The 22423-nt window shown below is 39.8% G+C and carries 21 protein-coding genes; 13 read left to right on the plus strand and 8 right to left on the minus strand.

Annotated elements, in window-relative coordinates; genetic code table 11:
* The first annotated feature begins 160 nt into the window (after positions 1-160).
* From KO529_RS18540 to KO529_RS18575, 8 genes are all read left to right on the plus strand, one after another.
* Complete coding sequence (locus KO529_RS18540; protein ID WP_215949358.1) at positions 161-694, plus strand: YceD family protein; 534 nt, start codon at positions 161-163, stop codon at positions 692-694.
* An 8-nt stretch (positions 695-702) separates the two neighbouring features.
* The gene (gene rpmF / locus KO529_RS18545) at positions 703-900 is read left to right on the plus strand and encodes a 50S ribosomal protein L32 (protein WP_031445940.1); all 198 of its coding nucleotides are present in this window, start codon (positions 703-705) and stop codon (positions 898-900) included.
* Positions 901-1074: 174 nt separating this feature from the next.
* Positions 1075-2070, plus strand: a complete 996-nt coding sequence (locus KO529_RS18550) for a beta-ketoacyl-ACP synthase III (protein ID WP_215949359.1) — start codon at positions 1075-1077, stop codon at positions 2068-2070.
* Between the two features lie 33 nt (positions 2071-2103).
* Complete coding sequence (accB, locus tag KO529_RS18555) at positions 2104-2589, plus strand: acetyl-CoA carboxylase biotin carboxyl carrier protein (RefSeq protein ID WP_215949360.1); 486 nt, start codon at positions 2104-2106, stop codon at positions 2587-2589.
* A 91-nt stretch (positions 2590-2680) separates the two neighbouring features.
* Positions 2681-4033, plus strand: a complete 1353-nt coding sequence (accC, locus tag KO529_RS18560; protein ID WP_215949361.1) for an acetyl-CoA carboxylase biotin carboxylase subunit — start codon at positions 2681-2683, stop codon at positions 4031-4033.
* A gap of 187 nt (positions 4034-4220) precedes the next feature.
* Complete coding sequence (locus KO529_RS18565; protein ID WP_215949362.1) at positions 4221-5339, plus strand: NAD(P)/FAD-dependent oxidoreductase; 1119 nt, start codon at positions 4221-4223, stop codon at positions 5337-5339.
* Between the two features lie 51 nt (positions 5340-5390).
* Positions 5391-5846 carry a 3-oxoacyl-ACP synthase gene (locus tag KO529_RS18570; protein WP_215949363.1) on the plus strand — a complete coding sequence of 152 codons (456 nt, stop codon included), beginning with the start codon at positions 5391-5393 and terminating at the stop codon, positions 5844-5846.
* A 53-nt stretch (positions 5847-5899) separates the two neighbouring features.
* Entirely contained in the window at positions 5900-6607 is a 708-nt protein-coding gene (locus KO529_RS18575; RefSeq protein WP_215949364.1) for a cyclase family protein, read from the plus strand.
* An 11-nt stretch (positions 6608-6618) separates the two neighbouring features.
* Here the strand turns inward: KO529_RS18575 and arfB are convergent, their stop codons facing one another.
* From arfB to KO529_RS18610, 7 genes are all read right to left on the minus strand, one after another.
* The gene (arfB, locus tag KO529_RS18580; RefSeq protein ID WP_215949365.1) at positions 6619-7023 is read right to left on the minus strand and encodes an alternative ribosome rescue aminoacyl-tRNA hydrolase ArfB; all 405 of its coding nucleotides are present in this window, start codon (positions 7021-7023) and stop codon (positions 6619-6621) included.
* 7 nt (positions 7024-7030) lie between these two features.
* Positions 7031-8005 (minus strand): sulfate/molybdate ABC transporter ATP-binding protein, encoded by a 975-nt coding sequence (locus KO529_RS18585; RefSeq protein WP_215949366.1) that lies wholly within the window; start codon positions 8003-8005, stop codon positions 7031-7033.
* Positions 8006-8097: 92 nt separating this feature from the next.
* Complete coding sequence (locus KO529_RS18590) at positions 8098-10254, minus strand: prolyl oligopeptidase family serine peptidase (protein WP_215949367.1); 2157 nt, start codon at positions 10252-10254, stop codon at positions 8098-8100.
* Positions 10255-10384: 130 nt separating this feature from the next.
* Positions 10385-11374, minus strand: coding sequence for an aspartate-semialdehyde dehydrogenase (locus KO529_RS18595; RefSeq protein ID WP_215949368.1), 990 nt, complete (start codon positions 11372-11374; stop codon positions 10385-10387).
* A 230-nt stretch (positions 11375-11604) separates the two neighbouring features.
* Positions 11605-12012: a large-conductance mechanosensitive channel protein MscL gene (mscL, locus tag KO529_RS18600; RefSeq protein ID WP_215949369.1), complete on the minus strand. Its 408-nt coding sequence runs from the start codon at positions 12010-12012 to the stop codon at positions 11605-11607.
* A gap of 145 nt (positions 12013-12157) precedes the next feature.
* The gene (alr, locus tag KO529_RS18605) at positions 12158-13264 is read right to left on the minus strand and encodes an alanine racemase (protein ID WP_215949370.1); all 1107 of its coding nucleotides are present in this window, start codon (positions 13262-13264) and stop codon (positions 12158-12160) included.
* Complete coding sequence (locus tag KO529_RS18610) at positions 13257-13901, minus strand: thymidine kinase (protein ID WP_031445927.1); 645 nt, start codon at positions 13899-13901, stop codon at positions 13257-13259. The genes alr and KO529_RS18610 overlap by 8 nt, the downstream gene beginning before the upstream one ends.
* Before the next feature lie 203 nt (positions 13902-14104).
* On the opposite strand from KO529_RS18610, the gene KO529_RS18615 reads away from it, so the two are divergent.
* The 3 genes from KO529_RS18615 to KO529_RS18625 all read left to right on the plus strand — a co-directional run bounded on the left by KO529_RS18615 (position 14105) and on the right by KO529_RS18625 (position 16143).
* On the plus strand, positions 14105-14791 hold the full coding sequence (locus KO529_RS18615) for a hypothetical protein (protein WP_215949371.1): 687 nt from the start codon (positions 14105-14107) through the stop codon (positions 14789-14791).
* A gap of 102 nt (positions 14792-14893) precedes the next feature.
* Positions 14894-15565, plus strand: a complete 672-nt coding sequence (rsmI, locus tag KO529_RS18620; protein ID WP_215949372.1) for a 16S rRNA (cytidine(1402)-2'-O)-methyltransferase — start codon at positions 14894-14896, stop codon at positions 15563-15565.
* A complete protein-coding gene (locus KO529_RS18625) occupies positions 15565-16143 on the plus strand; it encodes a uracil-DNA glycosylase family protein (protein WP_215949373.1) in 579 nt (192 codons plus the stop codon). Before rsmI ends, KO529_RS18625 begins: the two co-directional genes overlap by 1 nt.
* Before the next feature lie 576 nt (positions 16144-16719).
* On the opposite strand, the gene KO529_RS18630 is transcribed toward KO529_RS18625, so the two are convergent.
* Positions 16720-17328, minus strand: a complete 609-nt coding sequence (locus KO529_RS18630) for a superoxide dismutase (RefSeq protein ID WP_215949374.1) — start codon at positions 17326-17328, stop codon at positions 16720-16722.
* Between the two features lie 119 nt (positions 17329-17447).
* Between KO529_RS18630 and KO529_RS23685 the strand changes: the two genes are divergently transcribed.
* Together KO529_RS23685 and KO529_RS18640 are read left to right on the plus strand one after the other, a co-directional pair.
* Positions 17448-20567 (plus strand): UvrD-helicase domain-containing protein, encoded by a 3120-nt coding sequence (locus tag KO529_RS23685; RefSeq protein ID WP_215949375.1) that lies wholly within the window; start codon positions 17448-17450, stop codon positions 20565-20567.
* 413 nt (positions 20568-20980) lie between these two features.
* Positions 20981-22321, plus strand: a complete 1341-nt coding sequence (locus KO529_RS18640; RefSeq protein ID WP_215949376.1) for an OmpA family protein — start codon at positions 20981-20983, stop codon at positions 22319-22321.
* Positions 22322-22423 lie beyond the last annotated feature (102 nt).

A 22423-nucleotide genomic window follows, 5' to 3' on the forward strand; every position in this document is an offset into this window, starting at 1 on the left:
TTTTGCCATATTATTGGGAAGCTATTCGGCATTGGATCATTGAATTAGGTAAATTTAATAGGAATATATTTATTTCGTTCTATTTGTTGGCTTTTTACAAAATAATAGTATCTTTGCACCCGCCTTTATTGCGGCGGGTACGTTAAAACCAGTGTGGATCATGATGCAGCATAAGGAGTTTATTATTCCTTTTTCGGGACTGAAACAGGGAAAACACGAGTTTGAGTACACAATTGAGAATAAGTTCTTTGAGTCTTTTGAGTATGATGAGTTCAACGGTGCGAATATTAAATTAGACGTTACCCTGAATAAAATGAGTACCATGATGGAGTTGGAAATGAAGGCACGGGGAACAGTAAATGTTAATTGTGACCTCACCAGCGAACCTTATGATCAAAAAATCAAAGCCGATTTGGAATTGGTTGTTAAGTTTGGTGATGAGTACAACAACGACAATGATGAAATATTGATTATTCCACACAGTGAATACCAAATCAATATTGCACAGTACGTTTATGAAATGTTGGTATTGTCGGTACCGCTTAAAAAGGTTCACCCTGGGGTGTTGGACGGCACTTTACAATCAGAGGTGTTGGACAAGCTGGAAGAACTCCAACCAAAAGATACAAAGGAAAACAAAGAAGATATCGATCCCCGGTGGGACGCTTTAAAAAAATTATTAACGGATAAATAAGTTTCATAATGGCACATCCTAAAAGAAAAATTTCCAAAACCAGAAGAGACAAGAGAAGAACGCATTATAAGGCGGTAGCTCCTACTGTAGCACAAGATCCAACTACTGGAGAAATGCATTTGTTTCACAGAGCTCATTGGCATGAAGGTAAATTATACTACCGTGGAGAGGTTTTGATTGACAAAACTGAAGAAGCAGTAGCATAATTTAGGCTAGAACAATATAATTTGGACTCCCACTTCTTAAGAGTGGGAGTTTTTTTATGAAGGCGATGTAAATTTCAAAAACAAGGTTTTTTTGGACTTAAAGTCATATAAAATCACTAATTTTCACAAATTTTCAATTGTTTTTGGAGGTTTATTGATAAAAATCAAATTTAGATGAGCAAAACAACAGCTGCAATTACTGCTGTAGGGTCTTATGTGCCAGACTTTGTAATGACGAATAAGATTTTGGAAACTTTGGTAGATACTAATGATGAATGGATTACGACCAGGACAGGTATCAAGGAAAGGAGAATCTTAAAGGGTGAGGGTCTAGGAACATCCTATCTTGCCATAAAAGCTGCGGAGCAACTTCTGGAAAAACGAAAATTAGATCCCAAGGAGATCGAACTGATTATTGTTGCAACTGCAACTCCGGATATGCTGGTTGCTGCAACTGCAGCCTATGTGGCTTCGGAAATTGGAGCCACCAACGCCTTCGCGTATGATTTGCAAGCTGCATGTTCCAGTTTTTTATATGGAATGTCCACGGCTGCCAGTTATATAGAATCCGGGCGATATAAAAAGGTATTGCTTATCGGGGCCGATAAAATGTCCTCTATTATAGACTATACCGATAGAACCACTTGTATTATTTTTGGGGATGGTGCCGGCGCGGCGCTTTTTGAACCAAATAACGAAGGTCTAGGTCTTCAGGACGAATATTTAAGGTCGGATGGCGTAGGAAGAAATTTCCTTAAAATGGATGCCGGGGGCTCCTTGCTTCCTGCTTCTGAGGAAACTGTTAAAAACCGTCAACATTTTATTTACCAGGATGGGAAGTCGGTCTTTAAATTTGCGGTTACCAATATGGCCGATTCCGCCGCCAAGATTATGGAGAGAAATAATTTGACGCACGAGGATGTTGATTGGTTAATACCACATCAGGCCAACAAAAGAATTATCGATGCCACTTCCAATAGAATGGGGCTGGACGATTCCAAGGTGATGATGAATATACAGAGGTACGGAAATACCACTTCCGCAACGCTGCCACTTTTATTGAGCGACTATGAAAGCCAGCTTAAGAAAGGTGACAATTTGGTTTTTGCAGCCTTTGGTGGTGGTTTCACCTGGGGCTCCATATATTTAAAATGGGCATACAATTCATAAATTTGTCGCAACCTATAAACTAATACGAACTCTATGGATATTAAAGAAATTCAAAGCTTAATTAAATTTGTCGCCAAATCTGGGGCTAGTGAAGTGAAATTGGAGATGGAAGATATAAAGATCACCATCCGAACCGGTGCAGCTGGTCATACTGCAGAACCAACTTATGTACAGCAAATTCCTATGGGAGGCCATATGCCACAACAAATGGCTGCAGCCCCTGCAAGCGCTCCTTCTGTTGAAGTGGAGATGAAAAAGGAAGCTGATGAAAATTCAAAATATATAACCATAAAATCGCCTATAATTGGTACTTTTTATAGAAAACCCTCACCTGATAAACCGTCTTTTGTTGAGGTAGGGGATACTATTGGTAAAGGTGATGTGCTTTGTGTCATAGAAGCAATGAAATTGTTTAATGATATTGAATCCGAAGTTTCCGGTACAATCGTGAAAGTTCTTGTAGATGATAGTTCACCTGTAGAATTTGATCAGCCTTTATTTTTGGTAGATCCATCATAAGAAGTTTTAAATGCTAAATGTCGGATGATGATTTTATATGGTCATTTCGAATCATTTAAAATTTAGAATACAAAATTTAAAATTTCAAAAGATGTTTAAGAAAATACTTATTGCAAATAGGGGAGAAATAGCGCTACGTATTATTAGGACCTGTAAGGAAATGGGTATAAAAACGGTAGCGGTATATTCTAAAGCGGATGAGGAAAGCCTACATGTACGTTTTGCGGACGAAGCCGTTTGCATAGGTCCTGCCCCAAGTAGCGAATCTTATCTAAAAATACCGAATATTATTGCAGCGGCCGAAATTACCAACGCCGATGCCATTCACCCAGGATATGGTTTTCTTTCCGAAAACTCCAAATTTTCTAGAATATGTGCTGAGCACGATATCAAATTTATTGGGGCTACGGGAGACCACATAGACAAGATGGGGGATAAGGCCACGGCGAAGGAGACTATGAAAAAGGCCGGAGTACCTTGTGTTCCCGGTTCAGAGGGTTTGCTTAAGGATGTGGCCGATGCTAAAAAAGTGGCCAAAAAGATGGGTTATCCCGTTATGATCAAAGCTACCGCAGGGGGTGGCGGTAAAGGAATGCGTGCCGTAATGTCCGAGGAAAAGATGGAGGATCTTTTTGACAGTGCTGTAAAAGAGGCCACGGCAGCTTTTGGCAATGGAGGCATGTATATGGAAAAGTTGATCGAGGAACCTCGTCATATAGAAATCCAGATCGTAGGGGACCAATATGGTAAAGCCTGTCACCTTTCGGAAAGGGATTGCTCTATTCAACGTCGCCACCAAAAATTAACAGAAGAGACGCCTTCACCGTTCATGACAGATAAGTTGAGGGATGATATGGGGAAAGCGGCAGTAAAAGCGGCAGAATATATTAAATATGAAGGAGCTGGTACAATAGAATTCCTAGTGGACAAACACCGGAATTTCTATTTTATGGAAATGAATACAAGGATCCAGGTAGAACATCCCATAACAGAACAGGTAATAGATTATGACCTTATAAGGGAGCAAATTCTAGTTGCCGGTGGGGTGCCGATCTCAGGGAAAAATTATCTTCCAAAGCTGCATTCTATTGAATGTAGAATAAATGCGGAGGATCCCTACAACGGATTTAGACCTTCTCCTGGCAAGATAACCACCTTACATACCCCAGGAGGGCATGGGATACGTTTGGATACCCATGTTTATAGTGGTTATACCATTCCGCCCAATTATGATTCCATGATTGCAAAGTTGATTACAACGGCCCAAACAAGGGAAGAGGCCATTAATAAAATGAAACGGGCATTGGATGAATTCGTTATTGAAGGTATTAAAACAACCATTCCCTTTCATAGACAGCTAATGGATCACCCCGATTATTTAGCGGGGAACTATACCACAAAGTTTATGGAAGACTTTGTAATGGCACCACAACCAGCGGAATAATCGGATTTTAATAATATAATTATTTCATGGATGAGGCGGATTAAACTGGTGGTCAACCAACAGTTTAATCCGCTTTTTTAGTTTATAGGATTATTGAATGAACCCTTCACCATTAATTATTCATATCTAAATTAATAATACCTTTAGTCCTCTTTTGTTACTTTGATCATAAAAGCACCTGCCCTGTATGAACCTAAGTTATTGGGAATATAAAACCTGGTTATCCAACATCGATTTTACCATTGTTGGCAGTGGAATTGTAGGCTTAAATTGCGCCTTACATTTAAAGAAACAATATCCCAAAGCAAAGATATTGGTCTTGGAAAGAGGTCAATTCCCACAAGGGGCCAGTACTAAAAATGCAGGATTCGCATGTTTTGGCAGTGTTTCAGAGGTTTTGTCCGACTTAAAAAATCACCCCGAAGAGGAAGTCCGCCAATTGGTTCTAAAACGCTGGGAGGGAATACAATTGCTAAGGGAAAATCTTGGCGATAAACCAATGGAATATCAAAACCACTGTGGGGGGCATGAGGTTTTTTTAAAGGAGCAGGCGGATCTATATGAAGATTGTTTGGACAATTTGGATAGGGTAAATACTTTATTGAGGCCAGTATTTGGCACAGACGCTTTTCTAGTGCATCCCAATACCTTTAATTTTAATGGGGTTCAGAAAAATTATGTTACAAATCCGTTCGAAGGGCAGATCAATACGGGTAAAATGATGAAAAGCTTGCTGGCCAAGGTGCAGAACAGTGGGGTGACCATCCTGAATGCCATTGGCGTGGATAGTTACCAAGAAAATATAGATCATGTTGTTGTTAAAACCGAGCAATTCGAATTTAAGACCAACAAACTGTTCGTTGCCACCAATGGTTTTGCTTCCCAATTAATAGGGGAAACGGTGAAACCCGCCCGAGCTCAGGTGTTGATTACCAAGCCCATTGAAAATCTTTCCATAAAAGGTACTTTTCATTTGGATGAAGGCTACTATTATTTTAGGAACATAGATAATCGAATCCTATTGGGAGGAGGGAGAAATCTCGATTTTAAAGGGGAGGAAACCACCTCCTTTGGCGAGACCTCTTTGATCCAGAACAGGCTGGAGAATATATTGCAAACAGTAATTTTACCCAACACACCCTTTGAAATAGACCTAAGATGGAGCGGTATTATGGGGATAGGAAATCATAAGAAACCTATTGTAAAACAACTTGCCAATAATGTGTTCTGTGGGGTAAGAATGGGCGGTATGGGAATTGCTATTGGTAGTTTGGTAGGTAGGGAATTGGCTAATTTGCTAAATTAGATTTAAAGTTATCATGGCCCAATGCCGTAAAAATTTAATAACACATTCTGAATGGATTCTTCGGTAAAACAACGGTTATACGAGTTTTGTAAATCATTTATAGAGAATAGGTTGGTGCGCATTACCAGCAACATCGATTCCCTACAAGAAGCTTTGACCTCCGAGACCAAAAGTAGTGCTGGCGACAAACATGAAACTGGAAGGGCCATGATTCAATTGGAGCGCGAAAAATTGGGCAATCAGTTAGCGGAAGCACAGTTGTTACAGGAGTTGTTTAAAAAGATACCTCCACACACGAGGTCTTCTACGGTGGGATTGGGTAGTTTGGTAATTACCGACCAACAAAATTATTATATGGGGATCAGCGCAGGGGAATTGAAGTTGGACGGGGTATCATATTATGCCATTGCGCCCAATACACCTATAGGGAAATTGCTATTGGGCAAAGTAGTGGGTGATGTGGTTGTTTTTAATTCTAGGAAAATTGTAATACAGCAAATTGAGTAGTTGCTAAAGCTGCAGAGGGAAGTATTAGGTTTAAAAGGTATAATCTTCTTATTATGGTGGAAATTATTGATCTAAGCCAAGAAATATTTTCAGGGATGCCCGTATATAAAAGCCTTCCTGAAGTAGGAATGGAAATGTATGCCTCCCACGAAGAATGGGACGGAATTACCGATGCCAACACGGTATCCCCAAGTGTCTACAAATTGGAGATGAGCGAACATACTGGGACACACGTGGATTCCCTAAGTCATATGGCACGTGAATTTAGGGGTCAGTCCATAGACACTATGCCGCTTTCTATGTTCTATACAGAGGGAATTTGTTTGGATTTGTCTCACAAAGGGCCAATGGAATTAATAGAACCGGCAGATTTGGTATTGGCTTGTACCAACGGCAATATGGCTATTAAGAAAGGAGACACGGTCTTGATCTACACAGATCACTATAGAAGAACCTACGGTAGTGCCAACTGGGGACGTGGACCAGGACTAAGTGCTGCTGCGGCGCGTTGGTTGGGAGAACAGGAGATTTCTGCCTTTGGGGTAGAGATGATGTCACCAGGAATTCCTGGGGTATCCAATAAGGAAGTACATCATATTTGTGGGGAGATGGGTTTTACCCACTATGAAAATATGATTAATTTACAACTTTTAATTGGTCGCGGACGCTTTAGATTTATTGGATTGCCTTTGAGGATCCGGGGAGGTACAGGATCTCCTGTCCGTGCCGTAGCCATTTTCGGGGAAGAGAAGTTTAGGTAATTGCAGGCGGATTAATCCAACTTGGGTTTGCCTCTATTTAATTTTTTGAGGGCAGCCCTTTTTTTGACCTTTAATCTTTTTTCAATGGCCGATCTAGTGGGTTTGGTTTTTCTTCTTCTTTTTGGGACCACCAAATTGGCTTCGAGGGTTTCAAGGAATTTTTTAATGACCAGTTCTTTGTTTTTGTGCTGACTGCGGGTTTCCTCGCATTGCATTAGAAGCATGTTTTCCTTGCTTAACTTGGGCGACAGTTTTTTGAGAAGTCGGTTTTTTTCAAAATCGGTCAAAGCCATGGAGTTTTCCAGATCAAAGGTCAGTTCCACTTTGGAGGAAACTTTATTTACATGTTGTCCCCCGGCACCACTGCTCCGCACTGCTTTGAATTTTAGCTCTTGTATGATGCCTTCCCTATTCAATGGTTTGTTATGGTTTTAGACGTTGGCTTATGGTTTCCAAGGCAATATTTAGAAATACCTTTTTGCCAGGGGTTAGAGTTTCCTCGGAATTGAACCGTATTCTTTGATCCCCTGATATTGCTTCAACCAAAAAATGACTGCCCATAAAATAGCATTTTTCTACCGTTACCGGAATTCCTTTTTTGTTTGAAACTCTAAATTCATGGGCATAAACAATAATTTCCCGCTCCAAATCTCCATAAGATTTTATAATATTTATGGGTATTAGGTTGGCTTCCCCGAACAAGCTGGCTGTATAAATATTTTTCGGGTTGTTATACAGATCTCTGGTATTGGCATTGGCCTTTATTGCCTGATCCTTTAGAACTATGATCCTATTGGCATAGGGTAAAATATCTTGGTGGTCATGGGTAGCGGTGATACAGCTAATTCCCTCTTTCTTTAAATAGTCAAAGAGATTTCTTCTCAGTTGATTCTTTCTAAAATTGTCTATATGTCCGAAGGGCTCATCCAACAAAAGCAATTCTGGTTTTTGTGCCAAAACCCTGGCCAAAGCAACCCTCTGCTGTTGCCCTCCGCTTAGGTTTTTAACCTTTACCTTGGCAAAAGATAACATATCTATCATTTCCAATAACTCGGTGGTTCTCGCCTTTAATTCCTCTGGATAAAAAACAGATAGAAACTGACTTACGTTTTCGGCCACAGTGGTGAAGGGCATTAAATCAAAATCCTGGGAAAGGTATTTCATGTAGGACTCCCCTGGCACCAGATTAAAATCAGGGCCCATTACCTGTTTTTTTCCCCAGAATATGGAGCCTTGCTGAGGCTGTAAAAGGCCGTAAATAATTTTGAGCAGGGTGCTTTTGCCACAGCCGCTTTCACCTACAATAGAGATATGTTCTCCGTTGCTTACCTTAAAGTTGATATCGGTAAGTACCGGTTTTTTATCATAAGCGAACGAAAGGGAATTTACTTGTAACATGGGCTAAAACTATATGTGTACCTAGAGGGGATAAAAAAAGTCCACTTCTAAAAGAAATGGACTCTAAAACAAAATTATCGATTTTTTTTAAACTAATCCTTAAAATCTTTTAAAACTGCCTTGTTAGGGAGTTCCTTAAAGCCCATATTGAACAAGGTAAATCCGAAAATATCCACATTTTGCTCAATGGTCTTGCTTACAGGAGTTCCAGCTCCATGGCCGGCATTCACTTCTATTCGTATTAAGGTAGGGTTGCCACCCGTTTGTTTATCCTGCAATGACGCAGCGAACTTAAAACTATGCGCCGGTACCACCCTGTCGTCATGATCGCCTGTGGTAATCAAGGTGGCTGGATATTCTACGCCTTTCCTGATATTGTGTACAGGGGAATAGCCCTTGAGATAATTAAACATCTCCAAGTTGTCTTCAGCAGTCCCATAATCATAGGCCCAACCAGCACCGGCGGTAAATGTATGATACCGTAGCATATCCAAAACGCCTACAGCAGGCAGGGCCACCTTCATTAAATCCGGCCTTTGGGTCATGGTAGCGCCCACTAGGAGCCCACCATTGGAACCTCCCTTAATGGCCAAATAGTCCGATGAGGTATATTTTTTGGCTATTAAGTATTCGGCGGCAGCTATAAAATCGTCAAAGACGTTCTGTTTTTGGGTTTTAATGCCGGCATCATGCCATTGTTTGCCATATTCACCTCCTCCCCTGAGGTTGGGTACGGCATAGATACCACCTTGCTCCATCCATACTGCATTTACAACACTAAAAGTCGGAGTAAGGCTTATGTTAAAGCCCCCATAGCCATATAGAATGGTCGGATTTTGGCCATTTAACTGCAATCCTTTTTTATGGGTAATCATCATTGGTATTTTAGTACCGTCCTTGGTAGGATAAAAGACTTGTGTGGACACGTAATCTTCTGGGTTGAAATCTATTTGCGGTTTCCAATAAACTGTATAATCTCCTGTTTTTATATCCAATCTATAAATGGATTCCGGGCTATTGTAATTGGTAAAAGTGAAATAAAGTTCCGTTTCCTTCTTTTTTCCACCGAAGCCACCGGCACTTCCAAGCCCAGGAAGTATTATTTCGCGTAACATTTTGCCTTGGTTGTCATATTGGTACACCTTGGAAATGGCGTCTACCATATACTCCGCAAAGAAATAACCCCCGCCGGTACCAACAGAAAGTACATTTTGTGTTTCTGGAATTAAATCTATCCAATGTTCTGGAGTTGGATTTTGTGCATCCACAGAAACAACTTTTTTATTGGGTGCATTTCTATTGGTCAAAATGAATAGTTTGGACCCCACATTGTCTATGATTTGGCTATCGCTGTCTGTACTATCCAATATAGTCATCAGTTGGCTTTCTGGCTGGGTCAAGTCTTTTATGAATAATTTGTTCCCGGAGGTAGAAACAGCGGCCGAAATTATGAGATACCTGTCGTCCTCGGTTACGTACCCCCCAACATACCTATGTTTTTCAATTGGAGTACCACCAAAGACCACCTCATCACTCTTTTGGGGAGTTCCCAGTTTGTGATAATAAAGTTTATGTTGGTCGGTTTTGGCAGATAGTTCACTTCCCTCAGGTTTGTCGTAACTGGAGTAAAAGAAGCCTTCGTTTCCCTTCCAGGAAACTCCACTAAATTTAATGTCTACCAGAGTATCTTCAACAATCGACTTATTTTCGGCATTGATCACAATTACTTTTCGCCAATCGCTACCCCCTTCGGATATGGAATAGGCAGCTATGGAACCGTCCTTGGAAAAATTTATTCCTGCCAATGAGGTGGTGGCATCTTCCGAAAAGGAATTTGGATCCAGAAATACTTCAGCCTGTCCCTCCTCTCCTTTTTTACGGTACAATACATTCTGATTTTGTAAGCCATCGTTCTTAAAAAAATAGATGTAATCATCTTCTTTGAACGGAGATCCCAACTTTTCGAAATTCCATAATTGTTCCAAACGTTCTTTTAGCGCTTTTCTGAATGGAATTTTGTCCAAATAATTAAATGTGGTCTCATTTTGTATCTTAACCCAATTTTCGGTTTCGGGGCTTCGGTCATCTTCCAGCCAACGAAAGGGGTCGCTTATTTTTGTCCCGAAATACGTGTCTACGGAATCAACTTTTTTTGTGATCGGATAATTCAAAATAATAGTATCTTTTTTTTTGGTCTCACAGGCTAATATCACTAATCCAGCTAGTGGGATCAATATTAATGTCTTCATTAATGGATCTTCTTAAGCCAAAAATAACATAAAAAAAACCTTTGTAAATGGTGGTTACAAAGGTTTTAACATCTTTCCCTGCTCTCCTTATTTTGTTTTGGGATTGAAGGGTATTGTCAATAAAATTCTATTATACTAGTTGGTTTTGAACCAAATATTCAGCAATCTGTACTGCGTTCGTGGCTGCTCCTTTTCTTAGGTTATCAGCAACTATCCACATGTTCAAAGTATTGGGTTGTGTTTCGTCCCTTCTAATACGCCCTACAAATACATCATCCTTGCCATGTGCATAAATCGGCATTGGGTAGGTATTGGTGTCTGTATTGTCTTGAACAACGATTCCTGGAGTTTCACTCAACAACCTTCTAACTTCCGAAAGTTCAAAATCATTTTCAAATTCCACATTGACCGACTCCGAGTGCCCTCCTGCAGTTGGGATACGAACCGCTGTTGCAGTCACGGAGAATGAATTGTCGTTGAATATTTTTTGTGGCTCTTTGGCCAGCTTCATTTCTTCCTTGGTATATCCATTATCCAAGAATACATCGCAATGGGGCAATGCATTTTTTCCGATAGGATAAGGATATGCCATTTCTCCCTTTATTCCTGCAATCTCGTTTTCCAACTGCTGAACAGCTTTTACGCCTGTTCCGGAAACCGACTGGTAGGTAGAAACAACCACCCTTTTCATCTTGTATTTTTTATGTAGGGAAGAAAGTGCCAATACCATCTGTATTGTGGAACAGTTTGGATTTGCTATAATCTTATCCTCCTTGGTCAATTCTGAGGCGTTTATTTCGGGAACCACCAATTTTTTGGTGGGATCCATACGCCAAGCTGAAGAATTGTCTATTACCGTGGTACCAACAGCGGCAAATTTTGGTGCCCATTCCAAGGAAGTATCACCTCCGGCTGAAAAAATGGCAACGTCCGGTTTGGCGGCAACCGCAGTTTCCAACCCAATTAAGGTATACTCCTTGCCTTGGAAGCTTAACTTCTTGCCTACAGATCTTTCTGAGGCCACTACCAATAATTCGGTTACTGGAAAGTTACGTTCTGCCAATACTTTTAGCATTACTTCCCCAACCATTCCTGTTGCACCAACTACAGCTACTTTCATTACGATTAAATTAAAATTTCAGTTGGCAAATGTACTGAATATAGGGTATTAAACAATACATAAAATAGAATATATTAAAAATATAACAAATTGTTATAAAAATAACAGTAATGCAAAAAAGAACCGTCAACTTGGATAGCGAATCCTAGCTGACGGTTTTAGTTGGTTAGTTGGTAGTGTAGCGGCTGTACTTTGATTTTAAGCCAAAGCACATAATTTTTTATAAAAAATTATTTTTTTAGTAAATCCCTGATCTGGGTCAAAAGCTCCTCTTGACTTGGGCCTTTAGGTGCTGCAGGAGCTTCCTCCTTAGGTTTTTTAGTTTTGTTGTAGGCTTTTACAATCATGAACAAAACAAAACCAACAATAATTAAGTTAATAATTGAATTTATCCACGCGCCATAACGTATAGCACTAGCAGGTTTTTCAACCGTTCCGTCTGCGGCCACAATTGCCTCTGAAAGTACAAATTGCATATCGGAGAAATCTACCCCTCCAGTGAAATAGCCTACAATAGGCATCATGATATCGTTGACAAATCCACTGACAACCAAGCCTGCAGCTCCTGCCAACAGTACAGCAACCGCCAAATCAATGACATTGCCGGTCATAATAAAATCCTTAAATTCTTTTAACATAATTAGTGTTTTATTTGATTAATACTAACTGCAATTTAACTTAAATAGACGTCTTAACAAAATGTTAAAATAAAAATGTTTGGGATAGTGAAAATATCTTTTAAATTGGGGTTTTAACCACCTGGGATAAAATAATTTTTAAGCCCTAATCCATATAAACGCGTTTCACTCGCTGCGAAATTCCGGTGAGAAGCTCATAGGTTATAGTTTGGGCGGAAGATGCTAGATCTTCGGCACTATGTTCCTGGCCAAAAACAATAACCTCGTCGCCTTCCTTACAGTCAATTCCCGTAATATCCACCATAATCATATCCATGCAAACATTGCCGATAATTGGGGCCAATTTGCCGTGCACGGATACCTGACCTATACGGTTTCCATATTGTCTGCCAATTCCGTCTGCATGGCCTAAGGGTAGGGTTGCCGTTACCTTGGAAGTATTGGAAACAAACGCTCTATTATAACCTACACTTTCATTAGGCTCTATCCTATGGATCTGTGATATTATGGTTTTAAGGGTGGCGACAGGTATTAACTTTTCGTCCTCGGCGGCTTCGTTTCCATAACCATAAAGGCCAATACCGCTTCTTACCATATCGTACTGCGCCTCCGGGTAATTGATTATTCCTGAGGTATTCAACATATGCCTTTTGGGACTGTACTTTATTTTAGAGATTAAGGCCGAGCTTATTTTTTCGAATTGCCTAATCTGGGAAATCGTAAAATCCTTTTCATTCAAATCCTCGGAGGCGGCTAAATGGGAAAAAAGGGAGCTGATTTTTATCTGTTCTGCACCTTCAAGCGATGTTAAAATAAAATCTATATCCTTTTCACCAAGCCCCAATCTGTTTAGACCGGTGTTGAATTTTAAATGTACAGGGTAATCCATTTGGCCTAGGTCTTTGGCCATTTTTACAAAGGAGGAGAGAATCGTACGGGAATATAGACTTGGCTCCAGGCATTTTTCTATCATCGTGGCAAAACTTACCTCTTGGGGATGCAGCACCAGGATGGGCAATTTAATTTCGGCATTCCTTAAGGCTACTCCTTCTGAAGTATAAGCTACGGCCAAATAATCTGCGCCAAGGGATTCCAGTTTTTTGGCAATGGCAATGGAATCGCTTCCATAGGCGAACGCCTTCACTACTCCAAGAAATTTAGTTTCCGGATCGATCTTGGATCTTAAATAATGATAATTGTGTTCCAGGGCCCTAAGGTCTATTTCCAGAACGGTTTCTCCGACCTTAGTCATTCGATTTTTTTTGAGGAGGCAAAACTTCCTCGGATGTAACTTCTATGGCACTCACTTTTTCTTTTAACATGGCTTTGTAGTACGCGGCTCTACTAAGGGGTTCATATTCTTCAGTTTCTCCCAGAAAAACCAACTTATTGTTGTTGGCCTTTCTAAAACTATAATTGGCAAGATTGCCGGTTCGTGTACAAACAGCGTGAACTTTTGTGACGTATTCGGCCGTGGCCATCAAGGCGGGCATAGGTCCAAACGGATTGCCCTTGAAATCCATGTCCAGTCCTGCCACTACCACTCGGATGCCCTTGTTGGCCAGATCATTGCATACGGTAACAATTTCGTCATCGAAGAATTGGGCCTCATCAATCCCTACCACATCACAGTCATCTGCCAAAAGTCGAATATTGGCAGCTGCCGGAACCGGGGTAGATCTAATTTCATTGGCATCGTGGGAGACTACCATTTCCTCGTGGTACCTTTTATCTACCATAGGCTTGAAAATTTCTACTTTTTGCTTGGCAAATTTGGCTCTTTTCAACCTTCGGATAAGTTCCTCGGTCTTTCCAGAGAACATGGAACCGCAGATTACTTCGATCCAACCGAATTGTTCTTTAGGGTTAACAGTATTTTCGAGAAACATTTTGTAATTTTAGACGAAAGTAATTTGTTTTCCGTTTTATATTAGGAGGCATAAAATTATTAAAAAAATAATCCTTCTGGTATTAATGTTGGTAAAAGTTGGTAATCTTGATTGCTTGTTCTTTTACCACCTATTTATTACCTGAAAGGAATTGCTATATTGGTGCCCTAATTGGGCCCCTACTAATTTTAAAATATATTCAGATGAAAAAGAGACTAAAAGAGGAATTGAGAAAATTATCAACTGAAATAATAACTTCGAGAAATTTAAACGATTACTCGGCCTTATATGAAACTGCCAGGGAATTATATGAAAAGTTGGCAGTTCTTAAATATATTGAGGAAAAATTGAATGAGGTGGAGATAGATGTTTCCAAGAATGCCATTGCGGCAAAATTTGAAACTATGGCCAACTCCGTATTAAGCGCAAATTCTTCGGTACCGGAAAGTAATCCGCACGAAGAGGATATAATTATTCCTGGTATCGATACCATAAAGGATATGGTATCGGAGATGCCCGGAGCCACTACAATCGACGAGGTTTTATCCCAATTTACCAACAAACCGGATCTGATTAAAAACGATAAGGACCTATTTATGCCCAAGGAGGTGAAAACGGTTAAAGCGGTCGGGACTGCCCAATCTGTGGAAAATAGTCCTAAAAAAGTACTGAAAGTAGATTTGAACGATCGCCTAGCATTTGTAAAGCATCTCTTCAACAACAATATGGAAGATTACAACAGGGTGTTGTCCCAGTTAAGTACCATAGGTAGCGAGGAACGATCTATTTCATTTATTGCGAACATGGTAAAACCGGATTATAACAATTGGGAGGGAAAAGAAGAATACGAACAAAGATTTATGAACGTAATTGCTCGCAAATTTGCGTAATGAATTTTTAGGGACAATAATGATAATCATTATTCTTGATTTTCGTTAAATTGGTCACTTTCCACTGGCCATAGAACTGAAAGCTGGTGTTTAATAGAATTAATGGGGAAATTATATATAGTACCTACTCCTATAGGTAACTTAGAGGATATTACATTGCGCGCTATCAGGGTGCTAAAGGAAGTGGATCTTATTTTAGCAGAGGATACCCGTACCAGTGGAAAATTATTGCACCATTACAATATAGCCACTCCTATGCAAAGTCACCATATGCACAATGAGCATAAAACGGTGGAAGGTGTTGTAAGGCGCTTGCAATCCGGAGAGAATGTGGCATTGATATCGGATGCAGGAACCCCTGCCATTTCAGACCCTGGTTTTTTGCTTACCCGTGCCTGTGTAGAAAATAAGATAGAAGTAGACTGCCTACCTGGTGCTACCGCTTTTGTGCCTGCCTTGGTAAATAGTGGTCTGCCCAACGATAAATTTGTTTTTGAGGGCTTCTTGCCCGTGAAAAAGGGGAGACAGACCAGATTGACTTTATTGGCCGAAGAGCCGAGAACGATTATATTTTACGAATCGCCCCATAAATTGGTAAAGACCTTGACCCATTTTGAAGCCTATTTTGGTTCGGATAGATTGGTTTCCGTTTCGCGGGAGTTGTCAAAAATGTATGAGGAGACTATAAGGGGTACGGTAAAGGAGGTCTTGCAACATTATACAGACAATCCACCCAAAGGAGAGATCGTTATTGTGGTGGCGGGTAAAAAATAATGGAACGATTATTATCGGAAATAAGAAGTTGCCAAGTATGTAAGTCCCATTTACCCTTGGGTCCCAGACCCGTGGTTAAAGCGCATCCCAATGCCAAGATTGTTATCATTGGCCAGGCACCGGGAACCAAGGTGCACCAAACTGGAGTTCCTTGGGATGATCCAAGCGGTAGGCAGCTTAGAAAATGGCTCAATATTTTGGATTCCGTTTTTTATGATGAAAGTAAAATAGCACTGGTGCCAATGGGCTTTTGCTATCCTGGCAGAGGAAAAGGCGGGGACTTGCCCCCTAGACCGGAATGTGCCCCCTTATGGCATAACGCCTTATTATCATGTATGCCGAGCTTGGAACTAATTATTCTAATTGGTACCTATTCCCAAGATTATTATCTTGGAAAGACCGCTAAAGGAACCTTGACGGAAACCGTAAAAAGCTATCAGGAGTTTTTACCGAAATACTTTCCTTTGCCACATCCATCTCCTAGGAATAGGTTTTGGCAATCTAAAAATCCGTGGTTCGGGCAGGATGTGATACCTGTATTACAGGAAAGGGTTGCCCGTATTCTTGATCTTAACTGATCTGCTAAGAATTTATATTTCATATCTGCAAGGCCTTTCCCTCAAGAAGGCTATCCCAAAAGTATTTTAACCTATTATTGAGGCGTTTATCTAAAACCTTTTTTACGCCACTGCTTTTGGTTTACTTTTGGAGGACCATAGCATAAGTAGGTTAAGTTCATGGTAAGATTTGGGGAAAAAAGGCGGAGCTTAGCTTCGCCTTTTTTATTGCTGAGAATCAGTATTTTAACCATTTTTCAGTGACTTTTAACGATAATTGTTGACCATCATAGAAAAAAATCATAGATAAAAAGTCAAAATTATTTTTGTTATTTCTCACAATACCAGTATTTTAGTATCGCCATAGCATAAGTAGGTTAAGTTTATGGTAAGATTTGGGACGAAAAGGGTGGAGGCTTCTCCACCCTTTTCTATTTTTTGGGATACAAAAAAAGTCCACCCGTCATAAATTTGACGAGCAGACTTTAATTTATGTTTAGGACTGCCTTAAAAAAGCAACCGAAAATATTCCTTAAAGCCAATTGAAGCCTTTGCTTATTGACCAAGAATTTCCGAAGTCCTTCTTAATTTTAAGCCTTATTTATTGGCCTTATAGGAAGCTGCTACCTTATCCCAATTAACTACATTAAAAAATGCGTTGATGTAGTCTGGTCTTCTATTTTGGTAATTTAGGTAATATGCATGCTCCCATACATCCAAGCCCAAAATTGGAAAGCCGCCGCAGCCTGTTCCGGGCATAAGTGGATTGTCCTGGTTTGGAGTGGAGCATATTTCCAGTTTTCCTCCTTTATGAACACATAACCAGGCCCAACCAGAGCCGAATCTTGTGGCTGCCGCTTTGGCAAAAGCATCCTTAAATGATTCGAAAGAACCAAAAGTGGATTTAATGGCATCGGTAAGCTCACCTGTAGGTTGTCCACCACCATTTGGTGACATTATTTCCCAAAACAAAGAGTGGTTATAGAATCCTCCTCCGTTGTTTCTTACAGCGGCATTGGACATGTCCAAGTTGGTCAAAATATCCATAATGGATTTTTTTGCCAAATCTGTTCCCTCAATAGCGTTATTTAAATTGGTAGTATACCCGTTGTGATGCTTGGTGTGATGTATTTCCATGGTTCTGGCATCAATATGTGGTTCCAAAGCGTCGTACGCATAAGGTAATTTAGGTAATTCAAAAGCCATAATGTTTTCGTTTTTATGTTAAAAAATGTTGTTTTCCAAAATTACGGTTTTATCATAGAAATTCAACTAATAATTTGTTAAGAACTGTTTAATATTGCTTATTTTGCGACTAAAATACTGTGCAGGACGCTCCTTACAAAATCTATAACGCCTCTGCTGGGTCTGGCAAGACCTATACGCTTGCAAAAGAGTATTTAAAAATTATCCTTTCTTCGGATTTTAATAAGAACTATCGCAGCATTTTGGCCATTACGTTTACCAACAAGGCCGTAAACGAAATGAAACAGCGAATTCTGGGCAGTCTATTTGCCTTTGGCAAAACGGCTGATAATTATGAAATTCCTTCCATGTTGGCCGATATATCCCAAGAGTTGGGGATCGATACAAAGACGTTACGAAATAGATCTAAAAAAGTACTGAAGGAAATTCTGCATAATTATGCTTTTTTTGATGTTTCCACCATTGATAAATTTACCCATAGGCTAATAAGGACCTTTGCGAAAGATCTAAAATTGCCCCAAAATTTTGAGGTGGTACTGGACACCAAATTATTGCTGGATGAGGCCATTGCCAAACTGATTAATAAGGCGGGTGCCGATACACAATTGACCAAAGTGTTAATTGATTTTGCCTTGGAAAAAATTGACGACGATAAAAGCTGGGACATAGCCTTCGACCTACAAAAGATAGGAATCTTATTGTTCAATGAAAATCAGGCGGCCCACCTTAAAAAGCTTGAAGATAAGGGTATCGATGATTTTTTGGATTTAAAAAAGGAATTGGTACTTCAAATACAGTCCCATGAGATAAAGATTGTGGCTTGGGCAACTGAAATACTCAATATTATTGACGAGAATGATTTGGAATTCAATAATTTCAAATCCAGCTATTTTCCAAAATTTATTGCCAAAATCGCTTCGGGAGATCTAAATATGGATTTCAATGCCGGCTGGAAACAAAATTTTGAAACCGAACCTTTGTACACAAAGACCTGCCCCCAAGGAATTAAAGATACTCTGGACGGACTACATCCGAGGTTTATTGGCCTGTTCAACGAGATTAAGGACCACAATAGTGCCTTGTCCTTGGTTAAGAACGGGTACAATAATATTGTTCCCCTTACAGTCCTCAGTGCCATTCAACATGAAATTAAAACCTTGGAACTTGAGCGCGATCTTTTGCCTATATCCTCTTTTAATAGTATTATTTCCAAAGAAATAAAGGATCAGCCGGCCCCTTTTATTTATGAACGCATTGGGGAAAAGTACCGTCATTATTTTGTGGATGAATTTCAAGATACATCCGAAATGCAATGGAACAACCTAATACCTTTAATTGGAAACGCATTGGAGAGTCAGGATGATCAAGGAAAAATAGGTTCCTTGCTTTTGGTGGGCGATGCCAAACAGGCCATATATCGCTGGAGAGGAGGTAAGGCCGAACAGTTTCTGAACCTTATCAATCTTAAGGAAAATCCGTTTGTATTTCCACCATCCACGGCAAATCTTCCTGCAAATTACCGGAGTCATGAAGAGGTAATAAAATTTAACAATGATTTTTTTACGGTTACCAGTCCCTTTTTGGAGAATACCGTTTATAATAAGTTGTTTGTAGAAGGCAACAATCAACACTACAATAGTAAAAAAGGAGGTTTGGTACAACTTTCCTTTATTGATGCTGAGGAATCCCAAGAGGAAGATGGGGAGTACTGTAGTATGGTGATGAAGACCTTGGAAGAGGTCTTGCAAAAGAACTATTCCCTAAAGGATGTTTGTATCCTTACCCGTAAGAAGAAACATGGAATCCTGTTGGCAGATTTTCTAATGCAGAGCAATATTCCCATCATTTCGTCTGAAACTTTGTTATTAAATAGCAACCCCAAGGTAAGGTTCCTGGTTAATTTATTACATTATAGCCTTCAGCCCAGGGAATTGGAAAGGTGTTATGAAATACTGAGTTTTCTTTCTGAAGAACTTGAAAATAGGCATCAATTTATAAACGCCAATATTAATAAGGTATCCCAGCTGCTAATGGGAACCTACGGCTTTAATGTGGATGTTATTGGGCAATCCTCGGTTTACGATGGCTTGGAGTATGCCATAAAAAAGTTTGGATTGGCAGACAATTCAGATGCCTATATAACTTATTTCATGGACGTTGTTTTGGAGGTGGAACAAAAGGAAGGGGCCAATACCCAAGCCTTTTTGGCATATTGGGATAAGAAAAAGGACAGTTTAAGCATTACCGCTCCCGAAAATGTGGATGCCGTTCAAATTATGACCGTACATAAATCCAAGGGATTGGAGTTTCCTATTGTAATCTTCCCCTTTGCCAATACCAATATATATGAAGAAAGGGATGCTAAACTATGGCTGCCGGTAAACCCTATTTCCTTTAAGGGCTTTGAGGAGATTTTAATCAACAAAAAACAGGAAGTAACAGGCTATGGTCCTGTTGCGGAAACAATTTATAATGAAGAACAGCATAAATTGGAATTGGATGCCTTTAACCTATTATATGTAGCCTTGACCAGGGCGGTTAAGGGTCTTTATGTTATTTCCAAGAAAGACCTTACCCAAAAGGGAGAGCATAAACCCAATTACTATTCCGGATTGTTTATTCACTATTTAAAGGAAAAAGGGCTTTGGGAAGAGGTGAAGACCTGTTATCGATTCGGAGATCTTGAAATGCAGGATGCACCCTCCGGCCAAGGAGAACATCAGGAAAAGATAACCCATTTATACACTTATAAGGAACGCCCCGAATTCAGAATCTTGACAAAGGCCGGTGCCCTTTGGGACACACAGCGGGGAACAGCACTAAGTAGGGGAAATTTACTCCATTATGTAATGGGACTAATTGAGACCAATGAAGATATTGACGGTGCCGTTGATATGCTAATTAGAAACGGCGATCTTTCCAATGAAGATAGCCAGGTGATGAAGCAAAGGATAAAAGCCATTGCGGACCATCCAAAGCTAGGCGCCTACTTTCTAAAGGGAAACCTAATAAAGAATGAACAGGACATCCTTACCAAAAATGGAAAGGTACTTCGTCCAGACAGGCTGGTCATTAAGGATAATAAGATAACCATTATAGATTATAAGACAGGGAAAAAGAATCCGGCGTACCATGAGCAAATCTATTCCTATGCAGGCGCTTTGGAAGCGATGGGTTATGAAATTGAAAACAAAATCCTTATCTATATCAATGAGGATATTACGCTAGACTTTATTTAGTTGGTATTAAGGTCATGATCTGCACAGGAATTAGTGTCGTTTAAAGGTGCTGGCTGTGGAATAATTATATAGGATACTCGTATTATTGGTGCAAAATCATATTATATGATGTTCAATTAAGTTGGAAACCCACCTAATTGCTGCCTCAATAAATTACTTATCTTATCGGATTATTCTTTCTGTGGTACTTAAAGTTAAAGCAAGAAGTTGCCTACGAGGTCTTATAGTCAATGATTTTTTGGAGCTGTGTTATGCAATAACTGTTTCACCAAGGTAGGGACAGTATGAAATATCGTTTAAATGCGTCTTTTTTCGCATGAAATACGTTAAAAAAATTAAGAGAATGATTTTGTTAATAATTTTTAACAACTTACATTTGCAGCTAATAAACACTTAAACTTAAAAAATTGAACATGAAACATCTTAGCAAATTATTGGTTGTTGCCTTACTTTTTGTAGGTTTTAACAACGTACAAGCGCAAGACGAGAATAACCCATGGCAAGTAAGTTTCGGAGCTAACGCAATCGACGTTTTCCCTACCGAAGATTACAGCAGCTTTGGGAATGAATTCTTTAATGCAACAGACCACTGGAACATACTTCCATCCATTTCCTATGTTGGAGTTTCCAAGTACGTAGGTAGCGGCTTCTCAATTGGCGCAAGAGGTTCTTTGAACCGTATTGACAAATTGGGTGATACAAGCGTTGACGATTTGTCTCACTATGCTGTTGATGGAACAATTAAATATAATTTCTTGAAAAGTACAGTAATCGATCCTTTTATCGAAATAGGTGGTGGTTATACTTGGATAGACGAAGTTGGTGCTGGTACCGTAAATGGTGGTGTTGGACTTAACATTTGGTTTACTGAGAACATCGGTCTTACATTACAGTCTAGTTACAAGCATGCTTTCGAAGATTACTTAGCTAAGCATTTCCAACATATGGCTGGTATTGCTATCAAATTTGGTGGTACTGATACTGATGGTGACGGAATCTACGACAAGGATGATGCTTGTCCAGAAGTTGCTGGTCTTGAGATTTTCAACGGTTGTCCAGATGCTGACGGTGACGGTATAGAGGATAGCAAAGATGCTTGTCCTAACGAAGCTGGTTCTAAAGAAATGAACGGATGTCCAGATGCTGACGGTGACGGTGTTGCTGATAAAGATGATGCTTGTCCTAACGAAGCTGGTCTTGCTGCTTTAGCTGGTTGTCCAGATGCTGACGGTGACGGTGTTGCTGATAAAGATGATGCTTGTCCTAACGAAGCTGGTCCTGCCGCTAACAAAGGATGTCCTTACCAAGATAAAGATGGTGACGGTGTATTGGATAAAGATGATAAATGTCCAGATGTTGCCGGAACTGTAGCTAACCAAGGTTGTCCTGAAGTTACTGAAGAAGTTCAGAAGCAATTGAACGAATACGCTAGAACAATCTTGTTCGATACTGGTAAATCTTCTATCAAAGCAGAATCTACTTCTGTAATGGTTGATATTATCACTATCCTTAAAGAGTATCCTACTGCTAAATTTACAGTAGAAGGTCATACTGACAGTGTAGGTAGTGCTTCCTTGAACCAAAAATTATCTGAGTCAAGAGCGCTTTCAGTTAAATCTTTCTTGGTAGAAAAAGGTATTGAAGAGTTTAGATTATCTGCTGTAGGTTACGGTGAGGATAAGCCAATCGCTACTAACAATACTAGAGCTGGTAGAACACAAAACAGAAGGGTTGAAATTAACTTGGTAAAGTAATTTCCAATTAGTTTTAATACTATAATAATAAGAGCCCCGCTATTTAGCGGGGCTTTTTTTGTTTTTAAATGAACAAGGATGAATTGGATCAATCCCAAAAGT

Source organism: Arenibacter algicola, assembly GCF_018860365.1.
In the GTDB taxonomy this organism is placed as follows: Bacteria; Bacteroidota; Bacteroidia; order Flavobacteriales; family Flavobacteriaceae; genus Arenibacter; species Arenibacter algicola_B.

Bases quoted from the DNA above. Each gene is read 5' to 3' on its own strand.
- KO529_RS18540 (WP_215949358.1), top strand. From the start codon at position 161: ATGATGCAGCATAAGGAGTTTATTATTCCTTTTTCGGGACTGAAACAG.
- rpmF (WP_031445940.1), top strand. From the start codon at position 703: ATGGCACATCCTAAAAGAAAAATTTCCAAAACCAGAAGAGACAAGAGA.
- KO529_RS18550 (WP_215949359.1), top strand. From the start codon at position 1,075: ATGAGCAAAACAACAGCTGCAATTACTGCTGTAGGGTCTTATGTGCCA.
- accB (WP_215949360.1), top strand. From the start codon at position 2,104: ATGGATATTAAAGAAATTCAAAGCTTAATTAAATTTGTCGCCAAATCT.
- accC (WP_215949361.1), top strand. From the start codon at position 2,681: ATGTTTAAGAAAATACTTATTGCAAATAGGGGAGAAATAGCGCTACGT.
- KO529_RS18565 (WP_215949362.1), top strand. From the start codon at position 4,221: ATGAACCTAAGTTATTGGGAATATAAAACCTGGTTATCCAACATCGAT.
- KO529_RS18570 (WP_215949363.1), top strand. From the start codon at position 5,391: ATGGATTCTTCGGTAAAACAACGGTTATACGAGTTTTGTAAATCATTT.
- KO529_RS18575 (WP_215949364.1), top strand. From the start codon at position 5,900: ATGGTGGAAATTATTGATCTAAGCCAAGAAATATTTTCAGGGATGCCC.
- KO529_RS18585 (WP_215949366.1), bottom strand. From the start codon at position 8,005: ATGTTACAAGTAAATTCCCTTTCGTTCGCTTATGATAAAAAACCGGTA.
- KO529_RS18590 (WP_215949367.1), bottom strand. From the start codon at position 10,254: ATGAAGACATTAATATTGATCCCACTAGCTGGATTAGTGATATTAGCC.
- KO529_RS18595 (WP_215949368.1), bottom strand. From the start codon at position 11,374: ATGAAAGTAGCTGTAGTTGGTGCAACAGGAATGGTTGGGGAAGTAATG.
- mscL (WP_215949369.1), bottom strand. From the start codon at position 12,012: ATGTTAAAAGAATTTAAGGATTTTATTATGACCGGCAATGTCATTGAT.
- alr (WP_215949370.1), bottom strand. From the start codon at position 13,264: ATGACTAAGGTCGGAGAAACCGTTCTGGAAATAGACCTTAGGGCCCTG.
- KO529_RS18610 (WP_031445927.1), bottom strand. From the start codon at position 13,901: ATGTTTCTCGAAAATACTGTTAACCCTAAAGAACAATTCGGTTGGATC.
- KO529_RS18615 (WP_215949371.1), top strand. From the start codon at position 14,105: ATGAAAAAGAGACTAAAAGAGGAATTGAGAAAATTATCAACTGAAATA.
- rsmI (WP_215949372.1), top strand. From the start codon at position 14,894: ATGGGGAAATTATATATAGTACCTACTCCTATAGGTAACTTAGAGGAT.
- KO529_RS18625 (WP_215949373.1), top strand. From the start codon at position 15,565: ATGGAACGATTATTATCGGAAATAAGAAGTTGCCAAGTATGTAAGTCC.
- KO529_RS18630 (WP_215949374.1), bottom strand. From the start codon at position 17,328: ATGGCTTTTGAATTACCTAAATTACCTTATGCGTACGACGCTTTGGAA.
- KO529_RS18640 (WP_215949376.1), top strand. From the start codon at position 20,981: ATGAAACATCTTAGCAAATTATTGGTTGTTGCCTTACTTTTTGTAGGT.